26 protein-coding genes are annotated in these 25,968 nt (G+C 45.4%); 9 read left to right on the top strand and 17 right to left on the bottom strand.

Annotated elements, in window-relative coordinates:
- Positions 1–6: 6 nt before the first annotated feature.
- The 4 genes from ABGU93_RS10090 to purR form a co-directional block, all read right to left on the bottom strand.
- Entirely contained in the window at positions 7–966 is a 960-nt protein-coding gene (locus ABGU93_RS10090) for a ribose-phosphate pyrophosphokinase (protein WP_347413335.1), read from the bottom strand.
- A gap of 60 nt (positions 967–1,026) precedes the next feature.
- Positions 1,027–2,385, bottom strand: a complete 1,359-nt coding sequence (glmU, locus tag ABGU93_RS10085) for a bifunctional UDP-N-acetylglucosamine diphosphorylase/glucosamine-1-phosphate N-acetyltransferase GlmU (protein ID WP_347413334.1) — start codon at positions 2,383–2,385, stop codon at positions 1,027–1,029.
- A gap of 82 nt (positions 2,386–2,467) precedes the next feature.
- Positions 2,468–2,791, bottom strand: coding sequence for a septation regulator SpoVG (gene spoVG / locus ABGU93_RS10080; protein ID WP_347413333.1), 324 nt, complete (start codon positions 2,789–2,791; stop codon positions 2,468–2,470).
- Positions 2,792–2,998: 207 nt separating this feature from the next.
- Positions 2,999–3,802, bottom strand: a complete 804-nt coding sequence (gene purR / locus ABGU93_RS10075; protein WP_347413332.1) for a pur operon repressor — start codon at positions 3,800–3,802, stop codon at positions 2,999–3,001.
- Positions 3,803–4,066: 264 nt separating this feature from the next.
- On the opposite strand from purR, the gene murC reads away from it, so the two are divergent.
- From murC to ABGU93_RS10050, 5 genes are all read left to right on the top strand, one after another.
- Positions 4,067–5,485, top strand: coding sequence for a UDP-N-acetylmuramate--L-alanine ligase (murC, locus tag ABGU93_RS10070; protein WP_347413331.1), 1,419 nt, complete (start codon positions 4,067–4,069; stop codon positions 5,483–5,485).
- A 59-nt stretch (positions 5,486–5,544) separates the two neighbouring features.
- A complete protein-coding gene (locus ABGU93_RS10065) occupies positions 5,545–5,832 on the top strand; it encodes a hypothetical protein (protein WP_347413330.1) in 288 nt (95 codons plus the stop codon).
- Between the two features lie 136 nt (positions 5,833–5,968).
- Positions 5,969–6,739 (top strand): prolipoprotein diacylglyceryl transferase family protein, encoded by a 771-nt coding sequence (locus tag ABGU93_RS10060; protein WP_347413329.1) that lies wholly within the window; start codon positions 5,969–5,971, stop codon positions 6,737–6,739.
- Between the two features lie 56 nt (positions 6,740–6,795).
- Complete coding sequence (locus ABGU93_RS10055; protein ID WP_347413328.1) at positions 6,796–7,653, top strand: DUF4190 domain-containing protein; 858 nt, start codon at positions 6,796–6,798, stop codon at positions 7,651–7,653.
- A gap of 57 nt (positions 7,654–7,710) precedes the next feature.
- Positions 7,711–9,036, top strand: coding sequence for a patatin-like phospholipase family protein (locus ABGU93_RS10050; RefSeq protein WP_347413327.1), 1,326 nt, complete (start codon positions 7,711–7,713; stop codon positions 9,034–9,036).
- A 29-nt stretch (positions 9,037–9,065) separates the two neighbouring features.
- Here ABGU93_RS10050 and ABGU93_RS10045 read toward each other — a convergent pair whose 3' ends face one another.
- Positions 9,066–9,566, bottom strand: coding sequence for an SEC-C metal-binding domain-containing protein (locus tag ABGU93_RS10045; RefSeq protein WP_347413326.1), 501 nt, complete (start codon positions 9,564–9,566; stop codon positions 9,066–9,068).
- A gap of 459 nt (positions 9,567–10,025) precedes the next feature.
- On the opposite strand from ABGU93_RS10045, the gene ABGU93_RS10040 reads away from it, so the two are divergent.
- From ABGU93_RS10040 to ABGU93_RS10025, 4 genes are all read left to right on the top strand, one after another.
- Positions 10,026–10,862: a hypothetical protein gene (locus tag ABGU93_RS10040; RefSeq protein ID WP_347413325.1), complete on the top strand. Its 837-nt coding sequence runs from the start codon at positions 10,026–10,028 to the stop codon at positions 10,860–10,862.
- Between the two features lie 302 nt (positions 10,863–11,164).
- The gene (locus tag ABGU93_RS10035) at positions 11,165–12,088 is read left to right on the top strand and encodes an HlyD family efflux transporter periplasmic adaptor subunit (protein ID WP_347413324.1); all 924 of its coding nucleotides are present in this window, start codon (positions 11,165–11,167) and stop codon (positions 12,086–12,088) included.
- A gap of 3 nt (positions 12,089–12,091) precedes the next feature.
- Positions 12,092–12,820, top strand: coding sequence for an ABC transporter ATP-binding protein (locus tag ABGU93_RS10030; RefSeq protein WP_347413372.1), 729 nt, complete (start codon positions 12,092–12,094; stop codon positions 12,818–12,820).
- Positions 12,807–14,057: an ABC transporter permease gene (locus ABGU93_RS10025; RefSeq protein ID WP_347413323.1), complete on the top strand. Its 1,251-nt coding sequence runs from the start codon at positions 12,807–12,809 to the stop codon at positions 14,055–14,057. Before ABGU93_RS10030 ends, ABGU93_RS10025 begins: the two co-directional genes overlap by 14 nt.
- 162 nt (positions 14,058–14,219) lie before the next feature.
- Here ABGU93_RS10025 and ABGU93_RS10020 read toward each other — a convergent pair whose 3' ends face one another.
- From ABGU93_RS10020 to hemL, 12 genes are all read right to left on the bottom strand, one after another.
- Positions 14,220–14,963: a methyltransferase domain-containing protein gene (locus tag ABGU93_RS10020; protein WP_347413322.1), complete on the bottom strand. Its 744-nt coding sequence runs from the start codon at positions 14,961–14,963 to the stop codon at positions 14,220–14,222.
- Positions 14,964–15,102: 139 nt separating this feature from the next.
- Positions 15,103–15,795 (bottom strand): DNA alkylation repair protein, encoded by a 693-nt coding sequence (locus ABGU93_RS10015; protein ID WP_347413321.1) that lies wholly within the window; start codon positions 15,793–15,795, stop codon positions 15,103–15,105.
- A gap of 87 nt (positions 15,796–15,882) precedes the next feature.
- Positions 15,883–16,437: a bifunctional adenosylcobinamide kinase/adenosylcobinamide-phosphate guanylyltransferase gene (gene cobU, locus ABGU93_RS10010; protein WP_347413320.1), complete on the bottom strand. Its 555-nt coding sequence runs from the start codon at positions 16,435–16,437 to the stop codon at positions 15,883–15,885.
- Positions 16,437–17,483 (bottom strand): threonine-phosphate decarboxylase, encoded by a 1,047-nt coding sequence (locus tag ABGU93_RS10005; protein ID WP_347413319.1) that lies wholly within the window; start codon positions 17,481–17,483, stop codon positions 16,437–16,439. Before ABGU93_RS10005 ends, cobU begins: the two co-directional genes overlap by 1 nt.
- A gap of 43 nt (positions 17,484–17,526) precedes the next feature.
- On the bottom strand, positions 17,527–18,540 hold the full coding sequence (cbiB, locus tag ABGU93_RS10000) for an adenosylcobinamide-phosphate synthase CbiB (protein WP_347413318.1): 1,014 nt from the start codon (positions 18,538–18,540) through the stop codon (positions 17,527–17,529).
- Positions 18,537–20,039 (bottom strand): cobyric acid synthase, encoded by a 1,503-nt coding sequence (locus tag ABGU93_RS09995; RefSeq protein ID WP_347413317.1) that lies wholly within the window; start codon positions 20,037–20,039, stop codon positions 18,537–18,539. The genes cbiB and ABGU93_RS09995 overlap by 4 nt, the downstream gene beginning before the upstream one ends.
- Positions 20,040–20,228: 189 nt before the next feature.
- Positions 20,229–20,993: a precorrin-6A reductase gene (gene cobK / locus ABGU93_RS09990; RefSeq protein WP_347413316.1), complete on the bottom strand. Its 765-nt coding sequence runs from the start codon at positions 20,991–20,993 to the stop codon at positions 20,229–20,231.
- Complete coding sequence (gene cobJ / locus ABGU93_RS09985; protein ID WP_026394641.1) at positions 20,990–21,727, bottom strand: precorrin-3B C(17)-methyltransferase; 738 nt, start codon at positions 21,725–21,727, stop codon at positions 20,990–20,992. Before cobJ ends, cobK begins: the two co-directional genes overlap by 4 nt.
- Before the next feature lie 33 nt (positions 21,728–21,760).
- Positions 21,761–22,825, bottom strand: coding sequence for a cobalt-precorrin 5A hydrolase (locus tag ABGU93_RS09980; protein WP_347413315.1), 1,065 nt, complete (start codon positions 22,823–22,825; stop codon positions 21,761–21,763).
- 4 nt (positions 22,826–22,829) lie between these two features.
- On the bottom strand, positions 22,830–23,591 hold the full coding sequence (cobM, locus tag ABGU93_RS09975) for a precorrin-4 C(11)-methyltransferase (protein ID WP_347413314.1): 762 nt from the start codon (positions 23,589–23,591) through the stop codon (positions 22,830–22,832).
- Positions 23,592–23,640: 49 nt separating this feature from the next.
- Entirely contained in the window at positions 23,641–24,432 is a 792-nt protein-coding gene (locus ABGU93_RS09970) for a sirohydrochlorin cobaltochelatase (protein WP_347413313.1), read from the bottom strand.
- A gap of 192 nt (positions 24,433–24,624) precedes the next feature.
- Entirely contained in the window at positions 24,625–25,914 is a 1,290-nt protein-coding gene (hemL, locus tag ABGU93_RS09965; protein WP_347413312.1) for a glutamate-1-semialdehyde 2,1-aminomutase, read from the bottom strand.
- Positions 25,915–25,968: the final 54 nt, after the last annotated feature.

The following is a 25,968-nucleotide window of genomic DNA, read 5'->3' as shown; positions in this document are numbered from 1 at the left end:
GCTATCCTATACGTATCTTCCTACAAAAAGCTTACTCAGTGATCGACCAAAATGAACGTAGTCAATGGCCCGGCCGAAAAGCGTTCCGGTGGAAAGAATTTTTATTTTGTCGATTTGTTTTTCCTTGGGAATACATAGGGTATTCAGAGTAACCAGTTCTTCAATAGCGGAATCCTGAATTCGTTGGATCGCCGGACCGGAAAACACCCCGTGACTACAGGCCGCAAACACCGAATTGGCGCCAAGATCAATCAGGGCATTGGCACCGGAGGTAATGGTGCCGGCGGTATCAATCATATCGTCGATCATGATACAGTTTTTCCCTTTGACATCTCCAATAACATTCATAACGGCGGTTTCATTGGGGCGGGGACGTTCTTTATCAATGATAGCAAAAGGACAATTCAGGTTTCTGGCTAGCTTTCTGGAACGCTTGACACTGCCCACATCCGGAGAAACTACAACCATGTTTTCCAGTTTCTTGTCGCGATAGTATTCAGTGATCAGAGCCCCACCTGATAAGTGATCCAGGGGAATATCAAAGAAACCCTGAATCTGATTGGAGTGAAGATCCATGGTGATGACCCGATCGGCACCGGCGGTGGTTAACAAATTAGCCACCAGTTTGGCGGTGATGGGATCTCGCGATTTGGCCTTACGATCCTGTCTAGCATAGCCATAATAAGGGATAACGGCATTAATTCGTCCAGCCGAAGCACGTTTCATGGAATCGATGAGAATCAGTAATTCCATTAAATTTTCATTCACCGGGGTTCCGGTGGACTGAATAACAAAAACGTCTGCACCACGAACCGATTCAAAGACGTTCACGCCGATTTCCCCGTCACTAAAGGAGACCACCTCAGCGTTACACAGCTGGACTTCTAAATATTCGGCAATTTCCTGTGCCAATGCAATATTTGAGTTCCCAGCAATAATCTTAATTCCACTATACTTTCCATCCATACGTTTTATACCTCTTCTTAATCTTCTCTATTTTCTATTTTTTGTTAATGATGTGATGTGTTACTTTTTTAAATAACCAACCTTGTTGACCTGTCGGGCCCTGGCAATCGCCAGACTGTCTTCAGGGACGTCGTCAGTGATGGTCGAGCCGGCGGCGATGTAGGCACCTTCCTTAACGGTTACCGGAGCAATCAGATTGGTATTGCACCCAACAAAAGCATCTTTTTCCACAATCGTCCGGTATTTTTTCTTGCCATCGTAATTGACAAAAACCGTACCACAACCCAGATTGACATTTTCGCCGACGTCACCATCGCCGATATAGGTCAGGTGGGAGGCTTTGGCACCGTCACCCATGGTAGAATTCTTAACTTCCACAAAATCGCCAACCTTGCAATGCTTGCCGATTTGGCTACCCGGACGAATATAAGCATAGGGTCCGACGTTGGTGTAATCGTCGACGCTGCTCTCCAGAATAGTCGAACTCTGTATATTAACCTTATTCCCAATTTTTGTGTCAACTAACCGACTATTTGCGCCAATGACACAATCTTTTCCAATCATGGTCGCGCCTTCCAGAATGACCCCGGGATAAAGAACCGTATCCTGACCGACCAGAACCCGGGCGCCAACATAGGTCGTGGCCGGATCGATGATGGTCACACCGGCATCCATCAGTTTATGGTTGATGCGCTTACGCATCACCGCTTCTGCTTCAGCCAGCTGAACCCGGGAATTGATGGCCTGGATGTCTTCCGGATCCGGGGTCACATAGGTACCGGTGGTTTTTCCCATATTCCGCAGGATCTCGATAACATCGGTGAGATAGTACTCCCCCTGGACATTATCTGTTTTTAATTCCGCCAGCGCCAGAATAAGGGCCTGGGCATCAAAACAGTACATCCCGGAATTGATTTCTTTGACCTGTTTTTCAGCCGCAGTGGCATCCTTTTCTTCCGCAATTTTAAGCAGCTCACCGGCACTGTTTTTAATCATCCGGCCATAACCAGAGGGCTGATCAAATTCGGCCGTTAAAACCGTTGCGGCATAACCGCCGGTTTCGTGGGCTGCAATCAGCCCGGTCAGGGTTTCCGGACGGATCAGCGGGGCATCGCCGACCAGTACAATCAGGTTTCCCTCGAGTGCCTCAAAAAAGGGCAGTGCCTGCAGGACTGCATGGCCGGTACCCAGCTGTTCGGGCTGGAAATAGGTCGCGATCTGTGGTGACAGGCTTTCTTTGACCTGTTCGGCCTGAAATCCCACAATCACTCCAATCTCCGAAATTCCTGCCGCTTTACTAACCTCAATCACATAATCCAGAATATTCTCCCCGCACACCTGATGAAGCACCTTGGGTTTTTGGGACCGCATCCGGGACCCTTCTCCAGCGGCCAATATGATAGTTTTTGAATGGTTCATTTTCATCTCCGCAACTTTTAATTATTATTAACAACAAAAAAAGGGAAGCGCTCCCCCTTTTTTTTTAAACTTTTTTAGTTTTTTATTCTTCTTCGTAATCTACTTCTAGTTCAACTGTTGCTTCTTCTTCATTGGTTACTTGGTTATCCTCTTCTATGGCCTTTTCGTAAGCGTGCAGGACACTCTCCTGCATGTCACGACGGGTACCCATGTTAATGGGATGTGCAATATCCTTGAATTCGCCATCCGGCGTTTTTCGGCTGGGCATCGCAATAAAAAATCCGCTTTGACCCTCAATTACCTTAATATCATGAACAACAAATTGATCATCAAAAGTAACTGAGACAATCGCTCTCATTTTACCCTCTGGATACGTTTTCCGTACTCTTACGTCTGTTATTTCCATCTCGTAAGCCTCCCCTTTGAAATAAAGTCACATGTCTGATACTAGGTATATACTAACACAAATTCAACTATATTAAAACAAAAACCTTAAATTTTTTCCATTCTAATTATTTTCAAAAAGGGTTAAAAAAAACTAAGAACTTCTGTTATTAAAGGTACTGTTTTATTCTGTAAATTATGTGTTCAGACAACGTGCTTATTTCATTTTTCAGCTTTCAGAATGCAGGGAAACCTGTAAGCCGGCTTCCAGGTTTTCGTCATCCATCCAGATCAGCGGGGTAAAATTATCAACCAGTTTTTCTGCCGGGGATCGGGTCACAAAAATAACACAGATTCCCATCACCTCAGCACCTACCTCTTCCATCAGATTGGTCATACCTTTGGCGGTTCCGCCGCCTTTCATAAAATCATCGATGACCAGTACTTTTTTATCTTTCAGATCAATCCGCCGACTCAAGTACATGGTCTTAATTTTATTCGACGACCCGGAAATATAATTGACACTGGTGGTTGCCCCCTCGGTTACCCGGTTGGAACGTCGGATCAGGCCCATCGGCACATTTAAATAGTGGGCTGTTTCCATAGCGGCAGGGATACCCTTGGTTTCGGTGGTGACGACATAATCAATCCCCATTTCACCATATTTTGAAGCAATAATCCGACCAATATTCTTAGAATAGCGGGGATTCGAGAGGATATCGCTGTAATAAACAAAACCACCCTGAATTTTTCGGGCTGGCGACCTGAGCTGATCGGCAATTTCTTTGAGGATACTCAATTCTTCTTCCCTGGTAACCTGGGGATGATAGACCACACCCCCGGATGCCCCGGAATAGGTTTCGACATAACCGGTACCGGTCAGTTCAATGGCATTTTTGACAATGGCAACATCTTCGCAGACGCTTGATTTTCCAGCTTCCAGTAAATCGGTAAAATAATTATAGCTAAAAACCTCGTTGGGATGGTCTGACAATATTTTTGTGATAACACTGATTCTTTCATTCTTTTTCATTTTCCACCTATGAAGGATTCGATTAAAATCCGAACATTATTCTCAATATCTATAATATTATTCATATTTCAATGAAAGTGCAAGTTTTTTTTAATCTTTACTCAGCGGAAACACCTGTGTTATAATTCGGTTTAAAGTGTTTTTCCCGATTTTGAATGGTATTTTGATTATTTCATGCATATTCTTAACCAACAAATAAGCACTTTCAGATGAATCATTAAGAAATAATTAAGATTTTATTACCGAATTAAAGGAGCTAATTATTTGAAAGCACAACTAGAAAACAAATTCAACCGACCCATCAATAAATTATTCTTCATTGGAATTGGCGGAAGCAGCATGAGTGGCCTGGCTACGATGGCTTTATCCCAAGGTTTTTCCATTGAAGGTTCTGATATGATTGCTTCATCCTACACTGAAAAACTGGAATGTCTGGGCATCAAGGTCCATATCGGGCACAACTACGAAAACATCCCCGCCGACACGGATTGTGTTGTTTATTCTGCTGCCATTCATGACGATAACCCGGATATGGTTAAAGCTACGGATTTGAATCTTCCCAAAATCGAACGTTCGAGTTTTCTGGGTCTTTTTTCCCACATCTTCGATAAAACCATTGCGGTTGCCGGAACCCATGGCAAAACGACAACCTCCTCGATGGTTGCCTGTCTGCTCCAACATGCCGATTTGCGGCCGAGCCTGAGCATCGGTGGCAAGCTTGATGAATTCGGCGGCAATGCCGTAATTGATGGCAAAGAGTTCTTTGTTGTCGAAGCCTGTGAATATGTGGACAGTTTCCTGACCACTTCACATTCCATCGGAATCATTACTAATATTGAAGAAGACCATCTGGATTATTTTAAAGATGGTATCAAACAGATCAAGGAATCCTTTACTAAGTTCGGCAAAATCCTGCCCGCCGACGGCTTGATGATTGCCTATGGCGATTCCCAGGATGTTCTCGATGTCGTGGCTGATTTAGCCTGTCCGGTGACTACCTATGGTTTAAAAAAAACCAACGACTGGTACCCCGCCAATATTGTTTATGACAAGGTTGGCAAACCCAGTTTTGATGTCTATAAAAAAGGAGAATTTTATGGCCGTTATCAATTGATTATTCCCGGCCAGCATAATGTTCTCAATGCCCTTTCAGCCATTATCTGCGGCGACTTCCTCAGTATCCCGGTGGAAACTTCCATCACTGGGATGGCCAAATTCAGCGGCGCCAAACGCCGATTCGAATTCCGGGGCGAAGTCAACGGGATTAATGTCTATGAAGATTATGCCCATCACCCCACCGAATTAAAAGTGGTCGTGGATGCCTGTCTCAATTATGAGCACAATAAACTCTGGGTTGTTTTTCAACCACATACCTATTCACGAACTTTCTTTTTCTTTGATGATTTTGTGGACGCTTTTGCCAAGGCTGACTATGTCATTCTTAACGATATTTATTCGGATCGGGAAGGCAATGACTGGAATATTTATTCCGAAGATCTGCAAAAAGCCATTGAAGCAAAATATGGCATCCCCACGGTTACCATTTCGGCTTTTGCGGATATCGTCAATCATCTGACTGACCACTTACGCCCGAACGATCTGGTTCTCGTGGCCGGTTCGCAAACCATCAATCATGTTGCTTTTGATCTGGTGGACAAGTTAAAAGAGATTCATAAATCTTGACATTTTTTCCCAACAAGAGTATTCTAAAGATAGAAATAATTTTACTTTAGGAGGCTTATATGGAACAGTATAACAATAAGGCCATTGCTTCCCTTGTGTTGGGAATCGTATCCTTGGTTTGCATCTTTTTGGGTTATTTTACCCTTATCGGTATTGTTTGTGCCATTATCGGTTTGATTTTTGCTATCCAAATCCGTAAAGCCGGCGAGTTGGAAGGCTTTAAACCAAACGGTATGGCCACTGCCGGTTTAGTTCTCAATATCATTGGTCTGGGCTTATGCGCCCTGGCATTCATTGCCTGTGTGGCCTGTGTTGGATTATTAGGCACTGCCGCTTATATCAGTTAGTTTCAATTTTCAGAAATAGACGACTCCCATCGTCTATTTTTTTTATCTAAAGTCAAAAAACAGTCAACTTTCTGGTAAACATCATTTTATTTTCGTGAACAACCGGACTTTGACTATCATTCAGAAAAGGAGTCTTATGTATCCCATTATTCATATTTTTGATTACGCAATCCCGACTTTTGGAATCATGTTTATCATTGGAACCGGATGCGGATTTCTCCTGGCTATTCCAGCCGCCAGGAAATATGGCATCACCACCATGGATGCGATGTTTTTCGGTCTCTTTGGCATTATCGGCGGGATCATTGGTGCGAAACTGCTATATATTATTGTGGATTTGCCCAATCTGATCGCCAGCCCGGAAACCGCTCTGATTCGCCTGGCCACCGGCGGCGCTGTTTTTTATGGCGGACTGATCGGTGGGATTCTGGGCGGCTATTTTTACACCCATATTTATCACCTTGACACCATCCAATTTTTCGATATCGCGGTGCCCTGCTTAGCCCTGGCCCAGGCCTTTGGTCGGATTGGCTGTTTTTTCAATGGTTGCTGCTATGGGATCCCCTATGAGGGTCCCGGCGCTGTTCATTATCCGGTTGGTGCCTATCCGCCATCAGGAATCGGGCTGTTTCCCGCCCAGTTATCCGAATCGGCCTTTCTTTTTGCGCTCACGCTGATGCTGGTGACGGTGCTATGGAAAAATAAAACTCCTGGTTTTACCACCGGCTTCTACTTAGTCGCCTCTGGTCTCTTCCGCTTTATCAATGAATTTTTCCGGGCCGACCCCCGCGGGGCCATCGGATTTCTCTCCACCTCTCAATTTATCAGCCTGCTGATCATTGGTTTGGGGATCCTGTTTATGCTGAAAATCCCCCAACAGATCTATGAAAAACACTTGAAAAATTAGTTATTTGAATGACTTTAGGGTATAATTAGGGTATTAGATTTTTAAGGAGGTTTATTATGCATATGTATGATGATTATCTGGGAGATATTTCTTCCCAGCCTGACAGTTTTATGGCAATCATGCCAGTTATTATGTCAGTTCTTGGTATTATTTTAGTCATTAGTCTTGTGATTGGTGTAATTTGCTATGTTTTTAATGCCCTTGGCCTTTACGCGATGGCAAAAAACCGAAATATTGATAACCCCTGGCTGGCCTGGATTCCCTTCGGCAGCCGCTATCTGATGGGCGAACTGATCAATGATGATGTTTCCATCAGCACCTTGCATATTCCCTACGCCAAGCTCTTTCTGCCCCTGATGGGTCTGGCCTTAACCATTGTCATGATGATTCTTGGCTTCATTCCCTATCTGGGTACCTTTATGACAATCCTGTTGTCACTGGCGTTGAGCTTTTACTATTACACCGCCCAATTCTGGCTCTACAGCATTTATGATCAGGATCACCGGGTGCTATATCTGGTTCTCAGCATTATTTTCCCTTTCCTGGGCCCGATTTTTGTCTTTATTATCCGCAATCGGGATGCCTACGATGAGCGTTATCCGGAAGGAGTTATTGCCGAGACGTACGATTCCAAATCAATCCTGGCCCTGTCACTGGGGATCTTCTCAATTGTCAGCTTTATCACCCTGATGGGCAGCGGTTTGCTCACCGGTGCGGTGGGTCTTATTTTTGGGATGATTGCCATGAAGGAACGAAAACTTCAGGGTCTGCCCACCGGCATGGCCATGGCTGGTCTGATTTGTTCCATCATTGGAATGGCCTTTACCGTGCTGATGATCTTTGCCTGCATAACCTGCATCGGATTAGGCGGTATGGGAATGCTCGGTGGTCTGATGAGCGAAATGTACTATTAATCAGTTTCATACGATTCTTTAACTAACATTTCTTAATAACAGCGAGGTGAACATTAAATGTCGCAGCAACAGTACGGCCTGGTTCTCAGTGGCGGCGGTGCCAAAGGCGCCTTTGAAATGGGTGTATGGAAGGCTCTCCGAGAATGTGATTACTCCCTGGGAGCCGTTATCGGAACATCCGTCGGGGCATTAAACGCCGCAATGATTGCCCAGGACGATTATGAAATAGCCATGGAGTTCTGGTCCAAACTAACCATTAACCAGGTTCTTGATTTGAATAAAAAAATGACCAACACCTATGTCGATGAGTGGTCAAAAGAAAACTTTGATGTTTTTAAAAATGGTTTTTTAACATCACTTTTTTCCGACGGTTTGGATATTTCGCCGCTGCGTCACAATCTGACCCAGTTGATCTCTGAAGAAACCATCCGGCAATCAAACATTCGGTTCGGACTGGTAACCGTTGATATCACCAGCCTGAAACCACGTCAGCTGATGATTGAAGATATTCCAGAAGGCCAGCTGATTGATTATTTACTGGCCAGTGCCGCCCTGCCCATTTTTCAGAAACAGGAAATTGATGGTAAAACTTACCTTGACGGCGGTTTTTTTGATAATGTTCCAATCAATTTTATGCTCGAGCAGAATTTCAAGCAGATTATTTCCGTAGAATTCCCGGCTCCCGGGATGCGAAAATGGGTACGGGATAAAAATGCTGAAATTATAACGGTTAATAATTCAGAATATCTTGGCGGGATCATGAATTTTGATTCCCGACAAATCGAACAGAATATTCAATTGGGTTATCTGGATGCCATGAAGGTATTTGGACTTTTGGAGGGCCGCCATTTTTATCTGAACATCAACAAAAACAATACCTATTTCAGGAAGTTTAACAGCACCTTGGGTCTGCCGTTATCAAATCTGAAACAGTTACAAAAAATGTTGGCACTGCTCAACCTACCGACCGATGCCAGTCAGAGCGATATTTTAAGCGCGCTGGAGAACCTGTTGAAGAAAACGCCTTTCAAAAACCAGCCCCTTGGCCTTTCAATGCTGGAAATTGCCGGAAAAAGCATGGGCGTGTCCCGATTGGAAAACTATCCCGTTGATTTTTTCATTCAAGCCATTCTAAAAGAACTGAATCGGCTTTTGGATGAAAACCTCACCCTATTGGATAATCCTAAAATCATTGGAACCTTTTTAACCCCATCGAACAGTAATTTTCTGCGCTACAATTTTATTACCTTTTATATCGTATTTTTGAGTATCCGGAGTGATCTCAGTCCTGAGCGCATGTCAACCTTTTTAAGTAAATTTTCACCGGATATCGCCCTCTCAATGATTACTGTTTTTTATATTCATGAAATAATCAACCACTAAAAAAAGAGCTTTCGCTCTTTTTTTATGTACTAACGGCCGCAGCACTTTTTATATTTTTTACCGGATCCACATGGACATGGATCGTTTCGGCCCACTTTCACTTCATTGACCACGGTTTTTGAGCGTTTATAATCTTTTTCCAGCTCAATCCGCTCGTCCTCTGTGAAAAAATTATCCCATTCTTCCAGGGTATAAAGCCATTCCGCCGGAACTGCCAGCATATTTTTATAAAGCTTGGCAAAATCGATTTCCAGCTTGATTTCAGAATCCAGTTCAATGGTTTCAAGATCTATGGGTGTCATCAGACTTTCGCTGATGCCGTCCAGAAAACCCATGTATTGGGGCGGAACCATATTGCTTTCGTTAACCAGGTCTTCGACCTTACCGGAAATGGTTGTGATTTTCTCACCGAGAATCTTCTGATACAGAACTTTTTCATCGGCACAGTATTTTTCCCAAAATTCATTTTGCTCTTCCTGGGTGCTGCAATTCTCTTCTATGTAGTTTTTCCACGCATCATATAAACTCATTCAATTTCTCCTCATAGTAATCTAGTCTTATTATATCCCAAAACCACTGGGAGTTAAACCATTTTCTTGCAAAACCTTTTATATTACTTCACCAGTTCAATAGTAATGAGATTCACAAAGGGCGGCATGCTCATCCCGACCTGTTTTTTTTATGATCAATTTAAATCAAAGCTCCTGTTGATTATAATCGCATTACAGTTTACAATAATTGTATGATAAAAACACGAAGAAAGGAATATTAAATTGAAAAACAACAAACCAGACCAGCCCAGAATAAAAAACCGCAAGAATCGACCCGATGAGGAATTGGTCTCGGTCTTGATAAAATATCTAAGTTTTACCTTAGTTGGTGCGGTTATCTTAAATCTTATCTTGAATCTCATTCTGTTACCCTTTTTGGGTGACAACCCGTTTTTAAGTATCCTCTTCACAATTATACCCAACTTATTGGTTTTTATTATGATCTCCCGTTTAATCCGCAAGAAATTAAGCTATCTCAAGACTCTGCAAAAGGGCTCTGCGCAAGTCGCCGCAGAAAACTTTGAATCTTATATTCCGCTGCAGGGAAATAACGAGCTCACTGATATTGCCAACAACGTGAATCTGATTCATGATTTATATGAAGCGAAAAACAAGGCCGAATCCCTTGCCAAGATGGAAAATCACCATATTATCACTACTGTTTCCAATGAAATCCATGCTCCCTTATCCGGGATCATCGGCTATCTTGAACGGATTCAAAACCCCAACGAGCATGATCTTTCCAAAAAAGAAGCTTACTTGAAAATCTCCCTAAAAAAAGCATATCAGGTCATCGGCTTTATTGACGATCTTTTTGAACATGCCTTTACGGATAACGGCAAAGGATACTACCAGTTTAAAGTCTATAACGGAAAACCACTGATTCATCAACTACTGAATACGTCCACCCAAACTTTGAAAGAAGCCGGATACGAAATTATTGAGGAAAATTGCATCGAACGTGATTTCTCCCTGTGGGTCGACCTCGAACAGTTGCAACGGATTTTTGACTATCTGACTTCCAATATTATTAAGTATGCCGACCCCGACAAGCCCGTCGATTTTGGCCTGATCCTTAATAAAAACGAGCTCTGTATTATTCTGCGTAATAAAACGATTAATAATCCCGATGCCGCTGGCAAAAAGATCATGGACGCAGAGGGGTCCAGTCTGGACTCCTGCCGAAAAATCATCACCCGCCATCAGGGCCGCATCGACTACTATCAGCTGAACCAGCTGTTCAAGGTTGAACTGATTCTGCCGATTCATCAATAATTATCTAAACTTTTTAAGGCTCCGATCCGGGGTCTTTTTTTATTGTCAAAAAGTCTTAAGAATTTGAGCGACCTGATCTTCATAATTAAAGCTTATACTTAAACCATCTTAATAAACAAATGAGGATTAGTGATTGTGAAACTGCTGCTCGTTTTGTTGTAAACACTAAGTAAAATTAAATAAAGTGCTTGACAATCATCTCAACTCGTATTATTGTATTAAGTAATTAATACAATAATACGAGTTGAGACAGCAAGTAACTCGTTTTTAAATTTAAAACCAAGGAGTAACAAGGAGAAGTTATGAAAAAAAGAGGAATTATTTTATGTGTTGTGATTGGGGTAGCCCTATTGGTTGGCGGGGGTGCCTATGTTTATGCCAATTCTCAGCCTGCCGCGGCGGTTGCTGTTAAAACTGCCCCGCTTTCAAAATCAACCCTACAAAACACAATTTCGGCTACCGGTGTGATTGAAAGCTATAGCAAAGTTAAAATCAGCGATACCAGCAATGATAACATCGAAAAAATTTATGTTTCGGTTGGTCAATGGGTCGCTAAAGACGATTGGTTATGTCAACTCTATAATAAAGCCGATGACAGCTACAGTTATGTCAAGGCCACCACCAGCGGAACCATCACCGCCATGAATGCCGTTAAAGGAAACCCCGCCAATGGCGAGCTTTTTACCATTGAGGATACCAACGACCTTAAAGTCCGGGGTAAGGTTAAAGAAGCTGATTTGAATCATATCCATGAAAACATGCCGGTACTGGTAAAATCCGATGCCACCGGGGATAAGATATTTCCAGGCAACCTGACTAAAATTGCCCCAACAGCCATTAAAACCGAAGCAACTGCCAATTCAGCTTCAACCGCCACTAAAGCCGAATTCGAAGTTGAAATTGACCTTCCCGCCGATTCTACCGGATTAAAAATCGGGATGACCACCCGCTTAAGCATTGTCAGCGAAGAACGCGCTGATGTGTTCTGTGTTCCCTTTGAGGCGCTGGTGATGGATGATTCCGGTCAATCCTGCATTTATGTGGCCAAAGAAAATCCCGTCGAGCAGGGATCCTTCACGGTCGAATCAATTCCGGTAACCACAGGTCTGGAAACCGATTCACTGATTGAAATTGCCGGTGATCAGCTCAGTGATGGGATGGCCATTATTTCTCAACCGCAGACTGTTCAGCCGGGAATGGCAGTTTCGATGGAAACCGGGGTATAGATGATGCGAAATAAAATTATCGAAATGAGGGGGATCGTCAAATCCTATTATTTGGGAACCCCCAACGAACTGGAAATTCTCCACGGGATTGATCTGGACGTTTATGAAGGCGAGTTTTTATCGATTGTCGGCGCTTCCGGTTCCGGCAAATCCACCTTGATGAATATCCTGGGGGCCCTGGACCGCCCCACTAAAGGCCACTATTATCTCGATCATCTACCAATGGAAAATGTCCGGGATGACGGTTTATCACAAATCCGGAACAAAAAAATTGGCTTTGTCTTCCAAACCTTTAATCTGATTCCCCGTTCAACGGCTTTAAAAAACGTGGCCTTGCCGATGCTTTACGGCGGGGTGCCCCGCAGCGAACGATCACGACGAGCCGCTGAATTACTGCAGTTAGTGGAGATGAGCGGTCGTTCCCATCACCGCCCCAATGAATTATCCGGCGGACAAAAACAGCGGGTGGCGATTGCCCGCGCAATGGCCAACGATCCGGCCATTATTCTGGCCGATGAACCCACCGGTGCCCTGGACACGCATACCGGCCGCCTGGTTATGGATATCTTTCACCGACTTCATCAGGAACAGGGCAAAACCATTATTCTGATTACCCATAATGCGGAACTGGCTGAAGAAACCGAACGAACCATCCGGCTTCGGGATGGTTCGATTGTCGACAACCGCATGAATGGTCATTATCAATTGGAGGGCTGCTATGAATCTGTTTGAAAATATCCGGCTGGCCCTGGAGGGCTTGCGGGCCAATAAGATGCGGGCCCTGTTAACAATGCTGGGCATTATCATCGGGATTGCTTCGGTTATGGCCATCTCCACCCTGGGTTCGGCCATGACCGGATCGGTCACCAAAACCATGGATAAAATCGGCGGGAAAAATATTATGGTTTCCCTGGCACCCAAAAATTATGATACCCAGTCGACCCTTCAGGAAGAAGATCTGATTACCCAGGAAGAACTTGATGCTTTTAGAAATACCTATGCCGATCAGATCAAGGCCATCAGCTTTTCCACCGGGATGGGGTCGGGTCAGCTTAACAGTGGCTTCATTCATAAGGATGTCAGCATCACCGGAGCCAGCCCTGATTATGGTCTGGTCAACAATGTCAATCTGGTTCAGGGCCGCTTTATCAGCGACCGCGATATGGATGGAACCCGAAATGTCATCATCATCGATACCACCCTGAGAAACAATCTGGTCGGCGTCGACGGTGATGTGATCGGTAAGGAAATCCAGGTCGATACCAAGTCCACCAATGAGACCTACACCGTTATCGGCGTCTACGAAAAAATGGTAATTGACAACCCCTTATTTTATATGGGTGACGATACCCGTGTCGAATGCTTTATTCCCATCACCACCGCCAAATCACTAAATCCGGATACGACCAATCAGAATGGTTATGAAAATTTCACCATCATGGCCACCACCAATACCGACTCAGCGGCTTTCGCTCAGACCACGAAGGATTATTTTATCAAGGGGTTAGGTTCATTATCGGACTTTACCATTCAAGCTGAAAGTCTGGAAGCCATTGCCAGCGAGGCCACCGGTATGCTCGCCACCTTATCCCTGGGAATCTCAGTGATTGCCGGCATTTCGCTGTTGGTCGGCGGGATTGGTGTGATGAACATTATGCTGGTGTCAGTCACCGAACGAACCAAGGAAATCGGTATCCGCAAGGCCCTGGGGGCCCGTAATTCGGCGATTCGCAGTCAGTTTATCATTGAGGCGATTATCATCTGTCTGATCGGTGGCCTGATCGGAGTGGGACTGGGCTCCGTCCTGGGAATAATGGGCAGTACCCTGATGAAATTCCCGTCAACACCGCCCATAGGCCCAATGCTCATTGCTCTTTGCTTCTCCATGGCCATCGGCGTCTTCTTCGGCTTTTATCCGGCCAATAAGGCGGCTAAGCTGGATCCGATTGATGCGCTGCGGTATGAGTAGATCCACTGCTTCACCTGCTGTAAAGATTTTCGGAAATTATATTTGAAATTTTAAAAGCTTCATCCAAAGCTCATGTTAGAGTGATGGATGAAGCTTTTATACGTTAAGGAACCTGGTACCAGGTCTAAGATGCCTGATCAGGAATATCCTGAGCCCCATCAGTCAGCCGATAATATACAAATGCCTGCTTGCGTTGCCCGTGTCATAGAGATTTTTTCCCATTCTCTGCTCTTTAATCTTATCCTCGTACAGATCAAAATTCCCTTCGCTTTTGAAAGCATCTTCACGCGTTTCCAGAGCGCACAGTGACTTTTCGTACAATATTCGTTCATTTTTACTGTAATCAATCATTTCATAGGGAACCTTGAGCTTCTTCAAAATATCGGCAACTTTTGTGAAATTGCCCTGTAATATACGTTTTTCCAACGCATGATCATCAAACAGATATTGTGAATAGAACAAATAAATCCGATTGTTTTTAACGCCGCACAAAGACCGCATCAGCCCCTCCGGGTCACGGCTGAAATAAATGCTGTCAACGGATAAGGTAACAGTCGGATGCAGGTCAAAATCATCAATGTCGTCAATATCACCGCATAGATATTGCGGGTTTTCACTTTCAATTTCAATTGCATCACTGTCGAGCTGGTCGATACCGACGCCTGAGCAGCCACTTTTTTTCACCAGCCCCTTCAAAATACTACCCGAACCACAGCCCAGATCCAAAACTGTGTCGTCCGAAGATATCGGTATTGATTTAAAAATGAAGTCAAGCTGCTCCTTATCCATCATGTTGAAAAGATACATCCGATATCCATACACCTCTTCGCAATAATCCAGATATGCTTTGCTTTTTGTCAGGCGATTGATCTTATTGTCAAATTCCCGTTTGATGCTGTCATCCAAATAAATACCCCCTTATTAGTTAAATGAAGCCTGCTACCGGCGGTTAGGATGCTCTCCTAATTTCCCTTGCCTCATTTGATTTAGAAAAAATACAACGATGTTGCGCCGTGTCTGCACACTTTGAATTCCCTCTTCAATACTATTTCTTTTTTCGTTTCATACAGCGAATCCGCACCTTCATCTCCGGATTTACCTGTCGCGATTCGGTGATTTTCTGCAATGCCTTATTGTAGGTAAAGTCATCGAGATCGTTGGCTTTGAGATAGATCATCGTCATTTCCGGGAAAACCGTAAAGCAGCTGGTAATTGCCCAGGACACGGCCATCTTGACATAGTAGTTGTCGCAGTCAATGGCGTTGAAATTCCGAAACATTGGCTCCAAATAACAGTCTTCGAGGAAATAGGTTATAAACATCACTACCCCAAAACGGATCTCATAAACTTCATTGGATTGGAGGTAGGGTTGTAAAAACAGCCATACCTCTTCTTTATGTTGTTTTGTGAATTTCAGGCCGGTACAGAAACTGTCGCAGATTGACCAGTTGTCAATCTTGGGAAGATAGGCTTTGATCTGTGCCAGTCGTTCGGCCAGTTCCATATCGGCATAACCGATGACCATCCCCTGCAGCAAGGTCTCCTCAAAGCTATCATCCCGGGCTGTTTCCAGATAGCTCCGCCAGTCTGTTTTGGCAATTCTTTTGCCAATCTTCCTAAGCGCTGGCAGGCGCACCCCTAAAATATTATCAGTTCCCGGCGTTAAACGACTGGAAAATTTCCGGTACTTTTCGTCAGCCAAAGCCAACAGCTCGTCTTTCAAAACTTTTTGATCCATCGTAATTTCTCCCTGCTATTTCAGATAAAGTAAAAGCCCTTTTCAGCAGCAATCATGATTGCCGCCAAAAATGGGCTTGTCTGTCACTTATTTTAATTTCATCGGTAAGCCCGCCACCAGCAGATAAGCTTCATCCGCCCGGCCGGCCACCAGCTGATTCATCCGCCCGGCGATATCCCGGAAATAACTGCCCAGCTTGTAGGCCGGCACCAGACCTAAGCCCACCTCGTTGGAAACAACAATCAGGGTTTTATCCTGACAGACGTCCAGCAGTTTTTCCACTTCCTTCTTAATGGCATTTTCGATTTCGCCCACCTTTTCCATGTCGCAGTTGTCATAATCTACCGGAAAATCCAGCATATTATTGGTGGTCATCACCGTCAGGCAATCAAAAAGAACGATCTCAGCTTGTTCGAAAATGGGATTTCCTACGATTGTCTGAAAATCCTTATATTGTTCAATCGTTCCCCAATGATCCGGCCGTTGCGCCTGATGCTTGGCAATGCGGTCCTTCATGCCATCGTCAAAGGCGATTGCTGTGGCAATATAAGCCACGGGTCTGCCCGATTCCCGGGCTAAATTTTCGGCATAGGTACTCTTGCCGCTGCGGGCACCGCCGGTGACAAATATTAACTGTCCCATTACTCATTCCTCCAGTTTTTAAGAAAAGTCAAAAGCTTGGTATTATCTGTTTCTTTTTTGATGGCTATCCGAAAATATGAATGGTCCAGACCGATAAAATCTTCGCAGGTGCGCAGGGACATGCCTTCTTTTTCCAGGGCGATCTGCAGCTCGGCTACGGTTCCCTGTAACAATCGACAAAGATGAAAATCGGTGCCGCTGGGATAGACCTTCAGGCTTTTAATTTGGTTTAAGGCTTCAAAGACCCGCTGCCGTTCCTTCTGAATATAGGTTTTGGTATTCGCAGCATAATCTTTTTCATCATAAACCCCAGTGGCTGCAATCAGGCCCAGCGCATTGATGGTCCAGGGCTCCTTAAAGCCTTCCATTTTTGCAATAATCGGGGCCGCCCCGACCCCATAGCCAATTCGCAGTCCTGGTAAGGCATAGAACTTCGTCAGGGATTTTAAAATAAAAACCGTCTGTTTTGCTTCTTTGACCAATGACAGGCTGCCGCTTTCGTCAGAAAAATCCATGAAGGATTCATCCAGAAACCAACTGATTTCCGGAGCCGAATGCTCTAACATCTCTCTGATAAAGTCACTTCCATAAACCCGGCCGGTGGGGTTATTGGGGTTGCATAAAAATACCGCCTGGGGCTTTTCATTTTTTATGACCGTCGCTAAAGTTTCCGGGTTAATGGTAAAATCATCCGCCTCGGTTAAGACATGGTGGACCACATCCCAGCCGTATAGCTTAAGTGCCCGTTCATATTCATTAAAGGTCGGCTGCACAATCAGTGCCTTCCCCGGTCCCATGCTGCGGGCAAAAAGATAGATCAGCTCAATGGCACCATTGCCGAGAATGATATTTTCCGGTAATACTGCCAGATCGTCGGCGATCTTCCCAATCGCCGAAACACCGGTGATCTCCGGATATTTCACCAATTCGTCAATGCCGGCGATCAGCTTTTCCCGGATTCCCTCTGGTATTCCCAAGGGGTTAATATTGACGCTGAAATCCAGCATCTTTTCGTTTTCACCCTGATATCCGCCGTGTTTATTCATGTTGATACTCCAATTATTTTAAATTCGATGATTTACCAGATTTCTAAAAAGAATAGATTATCACTGCTACTAAGGTCGCAAAAACCATCAAGACAACTTCGCTACCATACATAATGGTAATGGTTTCGCGAATATCCAATATTTCCAACGGGGTTTTAGCATCACCAATGGTCGGTTTTTCCAGAATTTCGCCAAAATACTGGTTGGTTCCGCCCAGCTGTATCCCCAACAGCCCGGCCACCACCGATTCCGGATGGGCCGAGTTGGGACTCTTGTGATTGCGGCGATCCCGCTTGAAAATTCGACAGCCGTCATTAAAAGTATATCCTAAAAGCATCCCGGCCACCAGCATAAAAATGCTGCCGAGTCGTGCCGGAATCAAATTGACCAGATCGTCAAATTTTGCTGAAGCATAGCCAAAATCCTTATATGGTTCCTGGATGTAGCCAACCATCGAATCCAGGGTGTTAGTGGCCTTATAGAGCATTACCAGCATCACCGGATTCAGCCAGGGTACCGGCAGCAACACGCCCAGCAGCATATAGAAAATCGGGGCCAGGACACCATCAATGGTATTTTCGGCAGTGGTTTCCACCGTCGCCCGGATAATTTCCTTTTCTTTGAGTTCTGAAGTATCGCGACCAACCAGATAACCGACCTGTACCCGGGAGACTTCAATATCGCCACCCATTAAGGCGGTCATCACTTTTTGCACTTCAACTGCCAGCGTTTTGGCCGCCAGGGCGGTGATAATCAGATAAAGGTTAAAGATGATGTAGAGATAAATGTTGATGCTATATAACAGCCATTGCAGACCAAAGACAATCGCCCCGGTGAGACCCAGAACTAAAAATAACAGTAAAAAGCCTTTGGCCTTGCGATGCTTGCCACGATTCAGTTTTTTATTTAAAAAGCCGATGGTTTTTCCCATGGCGATGATCGGATGGGGCAGCCAGGGGGGATCCCCGATCAGCCAATCCAGCAACACGCCGATGAGTATCAGTAAAAACCAAAAGCCTCCCCCTAAACCCAGGGGAAGTCCTTCAATTAGATTCAATTTGCTATTTCTCCAATGATTTCCATTATTTTTTTCATATCCAGATTCGCTTCCACGGTTTCTGCCAGCAGATCATACTGTTCTTCTTTAAAGGCCTTAAAATCAAAGGCAGTGGGACCGGCTTCGAGGTTCTTTTTGACCCGCAGGGCTTCAATGATTTTTTCCCGTAAACCATCGTTGTCAAAGATACCATGAAGATAGGTACCCATCACGGTGCCATCTTCGGCAATCACGCCATCGACGGTGCCATCTTCAAGAATTGCAAAGGGTTTGGCATTATCCAGGGCTTCGCTGGTGCCCATGTGAATTTCGTAGCCTTCCACTTCCATGTCAGCCAGTTCCATTCCCATGAAGTTACCTTGAACCTGGCCGGAAGTCCGGACGGTTCGCTTTTCTTCTTCAATGGTAGTAACAATGTTTAAAAGGCCCAATCCTGCGATACTACCCTTGGTTGATTCCACCTGGAAGGGATCCCGAATTTCTTTGCCCAGCAGCTGATAACCGCCGCAGATACCGACAATCGGCACGCCGCAATCGTGAAGCCGATGGATTTCATCGCCCATTTTGCTGTTGATAACATGGCAGGTGTCGTCAATGGTATTTTTACTGCCGGGAATCACCAACAAATCCGGGTTGGCCAGCTGCAGATCGCGCTGGTTTCGGTAGTATTCCACCTTCACATCGGGATGCATTTCAAAGGCGGTGCAGTCGGTAAAGTTGGAAAGATGAGGTAAGTAGACCACGCCAATCGTGATCAGACCTTCGGAATTATTATCAAACCGTTCACTGACGCTGTCTTCGTCATCAATGACAAAGCGTTTGTAGGGAATAACGCCCAGGCAGGGCACCTTGACCAGATCTTCGATCATTTTGATGCCGGGCTTTAACAGTTCCACATCGCCCCGGAATTTATTGATGATAAAGCCTTTAATGCGGGCTCGTTCTTCGGGTTGCAGTAGCATAATTGTACCATAAATGGAAGCAAAAACGCCACCCTTGTCGATATCGCCGATCAGCACCACCGGAGCATCGACCAGTTCTGCCAGTCCCATGTTGACGATGTCGTTGTCCCGCAGGTTGATTTCGGCCGGGCTACCGGCCCCTTCAATGACAATGACATCTTTACCTTCAGCCAGCGCGTCATAGGCTGAAACCACGATCTCCACCAGCTTGGGTTTATGGGCGTGATAGTCCATGGCATCCATATTAAATTCGGCTTTTCCCATCAAAATGACCTGACAGCCCACGTCCGAGTTTGGTTTTAACAGTACCGGGTTCATTTCAACCTGAGGCTCCATCCGGGCGCACTCGGCCTGAACTACCTGAGCCCGGCCCATTTCTTTGCCATCTTTGGTGATAAACGAATTAAGCGCCATATTCTGGGATTTATAGGGTGCCACATGATAGCCGTGGTTATCGAGTATCCGGCACATGGCCGCAGTAATCAGACTTTTTCCTACTGATGACCCGGTACCCATAAACATAATATTTTTTGCCATGTTTTCTCCTTTTTTTCTTAACTTTCTATGATGAATTATTTTAGATCGTCGAAACCCCGTACCGACCAATTGTTAATCTGTTGTATGCTTGCAATTCGTACAGGTCTACAACCTGTTCGCCTTGATGCATACAACATGATGTAAGAATTGTCGGTACTTTGTTCGTCTATTTAAATTTAAGTCAAAATTCTAATGATTTTTCAATGCGCAGACCACGGCGTCTTCAACGGACGAGATGACTCGGGGGTAAGCAACAATGGGTCGGCGGATGAATAGAATTTTAGCGTCGACCAGCCGGGCCGCTGCGACCTTTTCTTTAATGCCACCAACGTCGCCGCTGTCTTTGGTGACGACGAAGCCGATGTGGTATTCTTTCATGGTGGCGACATTCATTGCTACCGAAAAAGGACCCTGAAGGGCCAAGATATGTCGGGGCTTGTAGCCCAGGTTTTCGCATTTTTTTAACACCCCTGCAGTGGGCAGGACCCGAATATAGGTGCGCTCTTTGGGCAGTCCTTCAAAGGCTTCCAGTTGACGGCTGCCGGTGGTCAGTAGAATATTGCGGTCGCTCTTTCCCATCGCCCCGGTCAGATAATCCCGGGCTTCTTCATAGGTGTTATAGGCGACAATATCCTCTCCCTCATCAATATTCGATGGTCTTTCCAGCCGAATATAATCGATATTCATGGCGTCACAGGCCCAAATAGCATTTTCGGAAATTTCCCGGGCATAGGGGTGGGTGGCATCAATACAGAGATTGATATTGTAAATGGTAATGGTTTCCCGCAGCGTGCCGGCATCCAATTGTCCTGAAATCTTTGTCAAAAGGGGGTTTTCCGAGATCTGATCGGCCGCGATATTGGTCAGCGACGAATAGCAGACTTCTTTCCCTTCTTCAAGCAGAAGATCGGTTAATAATCGGCTGTCAAGGGTTCCTCCCAATACCAGAATCACAGCTGATAACCTCTCGGGGTAATCATTTTTAATTGATCGCGGGTCACATAGGTTTTGGAATTGCCGATGATAACCATGGAAAACATATCAATATCTGCTTCGTTCATTTTTTTCAGGGTCGTAATCACATAAGACTCATCTTTACGTTTGGCATTACGAACAATCCCCACCGGGGTTTCCGGTGCTTTATATTTCAACAGAATTTCCTGAGCACTTTCGATATTGTGGGGACGGCCCTTGCTTTTTGGGTTATAGAGGGTAATAATAAAGTCCCCTTCGCCGGCACAGTGCAGCCGTTTTTCAATGACGGCCCAATCGGTCAGCAGGTCACTGAGGCTGATGACGGCATAGTCATGCATCAGCGGCGCGCCCAAAGTTGATGCGGCGGCATTGGCGGCCGAAATCCCGGGAATAATTTCAACTTCGACATCGCTGTTTTTTGCTTCAACGATTTCCAGCATGATACCAGCCATTCCGAAAACGCCAGCATCACCGCTGCTGACCAGACAGATTTTTTTACCTTGTTCAGCCAGTTCCAATGCTTTTTCGCAACGGTCAATCTCCCGACGCATCCCGGAAGAAAGCACTTCCTTATCGCCAATTAAATCGGCGATAATATCAATATAGGTTTTATAACCGACAATAATGTCCGCATCTTCCAGGCTGGCTTTGGCCGCCTCGGTCATATGTTCATACAGTCCGGGACCAATCCCGGTGACATAAATTTTGCTCATTTGTTCTCCTTTTTTTAACAAGGTAAATTTTTTCTAATTTTCATCCAGCCAGACCGACAGGGTGATTCCGCCCAGTTTTTGTTTTTCCAGCAGGCATTTCCCAAAGCCGGAGGCGACAAAGCCGCAGGGTTCAGAAACGGCATATAGGCCGGTTGTTTTAAAAACAAACTCCGATGCTTCAAAACGGCTTTGAACCATTTGCACCATTTCATTGGGGATGATGACTTTTTTTGCTTTAAAGAAAGTACAGGCTTCAATAATTCCCGGTTCATCGGCTTTCAGACCGATGGTAGCCAGGGATTTGATGCCTTTTTCATTGAGATTCAGCGACGCTAAAGTCTCCTGAATGGCCTGGATAATCCGTTCTCCCGGGGTGTCCCGGCGACAGCCCACACCCAGCACCAGTTTCTTGGGAACCAGCTTAACGCTGGGAATTGGCTGCGCTTGTTTTTTGGTATCCAGTGTTGTCATAATGACACCCTGATATTTATTTAAATTATTTAGATCAGTTAAATCGGCCACCACTTCGATGTTATTAGGCAGAATAACCGCATCCAAATCGCAATTTTCCTGATTCACAAAGGCCACCGGATCGGCGTTTAAAATCAGGGCGGTCACATCTTTGGCATCGGTAAAATTATCAATCGTGCAATTAATTTTCTGGGCCAATACATCCACCGCCATGGTTCCCTTAACATCAGTGCCGGTGGTAATCACCGCCTGAGCATCCAGTCGTTTGGCTACCAGACGAGCAGCGTCATTGGCGCCACCCAAATGGCCGGAAAGCAGACTGATGACAAACTCACCATTGGTATCCATGACCAGAATGCCCGGATCTGAAGACTTATGTTCCAGATGGGGGGCAATCGCCCGGACCACAATGCCGGTTGCCATGATGCAGCAGATGATCTGGTACGCTCCGATGATGCTGCCCATAAAGGTAGTAATATCGGTGGTGATGATTTTTGTGGTTTCGTTGGCGTATTTTTCTTTGGTGTAGATGTGGCATTCCCGGTCATCCAGATGTTCTGCTAACCGGTTTGCCAAAACCATGCCATCCTGGGACAGGGTGACTATGGCCCATTTTTCTGTTTTCACGGTTTTATTCAACCCCTTGACGGTATTCGTGAGTGAAACTGGGATCATAAAGCTTGGATAAGCTGTATTCGTCGCCCAGGAAATCACCAACTAAAATTTGGGCGGTCTTGGTGATATTTTCGTCTTTTACTTTTTGAGCAATGGTTTCCAGGGTTCCCATAACAATTTTCTGGTCTTCCCAGGTTGCCCGTTGGATAATCGCAATCGGCGTCGTTGGCGCGTAATGTTTCATTAATCGCTTAACCACATCATCAATCATTTGCACTGACAGGAAAATACACATGGATGCCTGATGGGATGCCAGATCTTCCAGCTTTTCTTTTTCCGGCACGGGGGTTCGGCCTTCCAAGCGGGTCAAAATAACGGTTTGGGATACATCTGGCAGGGTAAATTCTTTTTTAAGGGCTGCCGCTGATGCCACAAAGGAGCTGACTCCAGGGATCACATCAAAAGGAATTCCCAATTCGTCCAATCGGTCCATCTGTTCCCGGATGGCGCCATAAATGGAGGGGTCACCAGTATGAACCCGGGCAATTTTTTTGCCTTCTGCAGTTCCCCGTTTAATCACGGCGATAACATCATCTAAAGTCATCGATGCGGAATTAAAGATTTCGGCATCCGGTTTGTGACCGGCAATAATGGCTTTGTTGACTAAAGAACCGGCATAAATAATAATATCTGCTTCGTTGACAATTCGTTGACCCTTAACGGTAATCAGTTCCGGATCTCCTGGGCCTGCACCCACCATATACACTGTATTCATCAATAATTTCTCCTAAACTTTATTTCTAATTTTAGCACTTTTGAATCCATTCCTACATTTCTGTAACGGGTTGTGCTTTCTTTAAATGATCTAAAAACATGTTCTGAATGCCGGCATATTCACCCAGGCCTTCCAGGATACATTCGACTTTAAAACGTTCATCTTCAAGAACGGTTCGCCAGGAGTCTTCTTCATCACTGGCCATATCATTAATCGCGTGATCGCCAGCTACCAGCATAAAGGGCGCCAGATAAATCTTTTTATATTTCTTTTCCAGAAGCAACGGCACAATGTTTTCCAACTCCGGAAAACCTTCCACGGTTCCCACATAAACATCCTCATAACCCTTCATTTTAAACATATAATCCAGACAGGGATAGGTGGAATTGGCGTGGTGGTCACTGCCATGGCCCATATAAACCAGGGCTTCGCCTTTTTTGAGCTTGGGCATCTGCTTCATCACGATGTCCACGGTTTCTTCGTAATCTTCTACCGTGGTTAGCAGTGGCCGGCCCAGGGTCAGAGATGCAAAGTCTTTTTCAAAGGCCTTGAGTTCTTTTAACGTAATGTCGTACTCATAGCCATTGATGATATGGGTGGTTTGACACTGCACGTGGGTATAGCCGGCTGCTTTAAGCTTTTTCAGCACTTCTTGCGGGGTATCCACGCTTTCGTTGTCCCGGGTCTTCAGTTTGTTGATGATCATTCGGGATGTGAAGGCTCGATAAAAATCATGGTCCGGGAATGCTTCTTTTAAGCGGTTCTCGGTAGCCTCGATGGTTTTTTTTCGGGTCTCAGGGTAAGATGTACCAAAACTGATGACCAGTAACGCTTTCTTTTCCATTAAATGGTTCTCCTATTTATGTTTTTTAGGCCCTAACTAAAGTGCCGTGAGCTTCGCTGCCAGTTTGCGCGAAACAATTTCTACACTGTACGGCGTACAGTCTACCGACTGTTCGCCTACACGTTACTAAATTGTTTGCGGAAACCGACATCAAAGCAATTATTGTTCGTTTCTTTTAATTTTGCGATTATATTATTTTAAATTTAATAATGCCTGATAGTGATCGGCGATGGTTTTCTCAATGTCCGCTTTGGTGTGGGCGGCAGAGAGGAAAATACCTTCGAATTGGGCTGGCGGCATGAGGTTGCCGGCATCCAGCATGGCTTTGAAATATTTGGTATAGGCTTTGGTGTCCGAGGTCATGACGGCGGCATAGCCATCGATGGGTTGGTCGGTAAAGAAGCAGCAGGTCATTCCTTTGAAACGAACCATCTGAGCTTTAACGCCGGTTTTTTCAATGTTGGCCTTAAAGCCGGCTTCTAACAGCTTGGCGTTTTCTTCCATTTCGGTATAAACTTCGGGATGATCCCGCAGGTAGGTCAGGGTGTTCAACCCCATTTTCATCGCAATGGGGTTTCCGGACAGGGTTCCGGCCTGATAAACGCCACCTAGGGGTGCTACGGTTGCCATGATATCCCGACGTCCGCCATAGGCGCCGACTGGCATGCCGCCGCCAATGATCTTGCCGAGGGTGGTCATGTCTGGTTTAATATCCAGGACTTCCTGGGCGCCGCCGTAAGCTAAGCGGAATCCGGTGATGACTTCATCAAAAATCAGTACCGTTCCTTCAGCTTCAGTGATCGCCCGCAGTTCTTTCATGAACTCCAGATCGGGTGGCACAACGCCCATGTTTCCGGCCACTGGTTCGACGATGACGGCGGCAATTTCGCCGGGGTTTTCGGCAAAGAGGGCTTTGACGCTGGCAATATCATTATAAGTTGCCACCAGGGTGTCCCTGGCCGTTCCCGGGGTCACCCCGGAGCTGGTCGGGACCCCAAAGGTCAGGGTGCCGGACCCGGATTTAACCAGCAGTCCGTCGGCATGGCCGTGGTAACAGCCTTCAAATTTGATAATCTTATCCCGTCCGGTATAGCCTCTGGCGACCCGTAGGGCACTCATCGTGGCTTCGGTTCCGGAACTGACCATCCGCACCATTTCCATGGAGGGATAGGCTTCGGTGATCAGCTTGGCAACCTCGACTTCAATGGCGGTTGGGGCTCCAAAGCTGGTGCCTTTTTGCAGGGCTTCCTGAATCCCTTCAAAATAAACTGGTGAGGCATGACCTAAAATCAAGGGACCCCAGGAACAGATATAGTCGGTGTATTCGTTGCCGTCGACGTCATAAATTTTAGCGCCTTTGCCGTGGTCAATAAAAACCGGTGGCATTTCTACTGATTTGAACGCCCGCACCGGACTGTTGACGCCGCCAGGTATATACTTTTCTGCTTCGATAAATAATTTTTCTGATTTTTCTCGATTCATAATATCTCCATTTTATAATGATCATATTTTTCGTCTGAATTCCTGATTTTTATC

The sequence above is a fragment of the Acetobacterium sp. genome (genome assembly GCF_039830195.1).
GTDB lineage: Bacteria > Bacillota > Clostridia > Eubacteriales > Eubacteriaceae > Acetobacterium.
The sequence above is the reverse complement of the archived record's forward strand: the minus strand, read 5'-3'. Positions and strand labels throughout refer to the sequence as shown.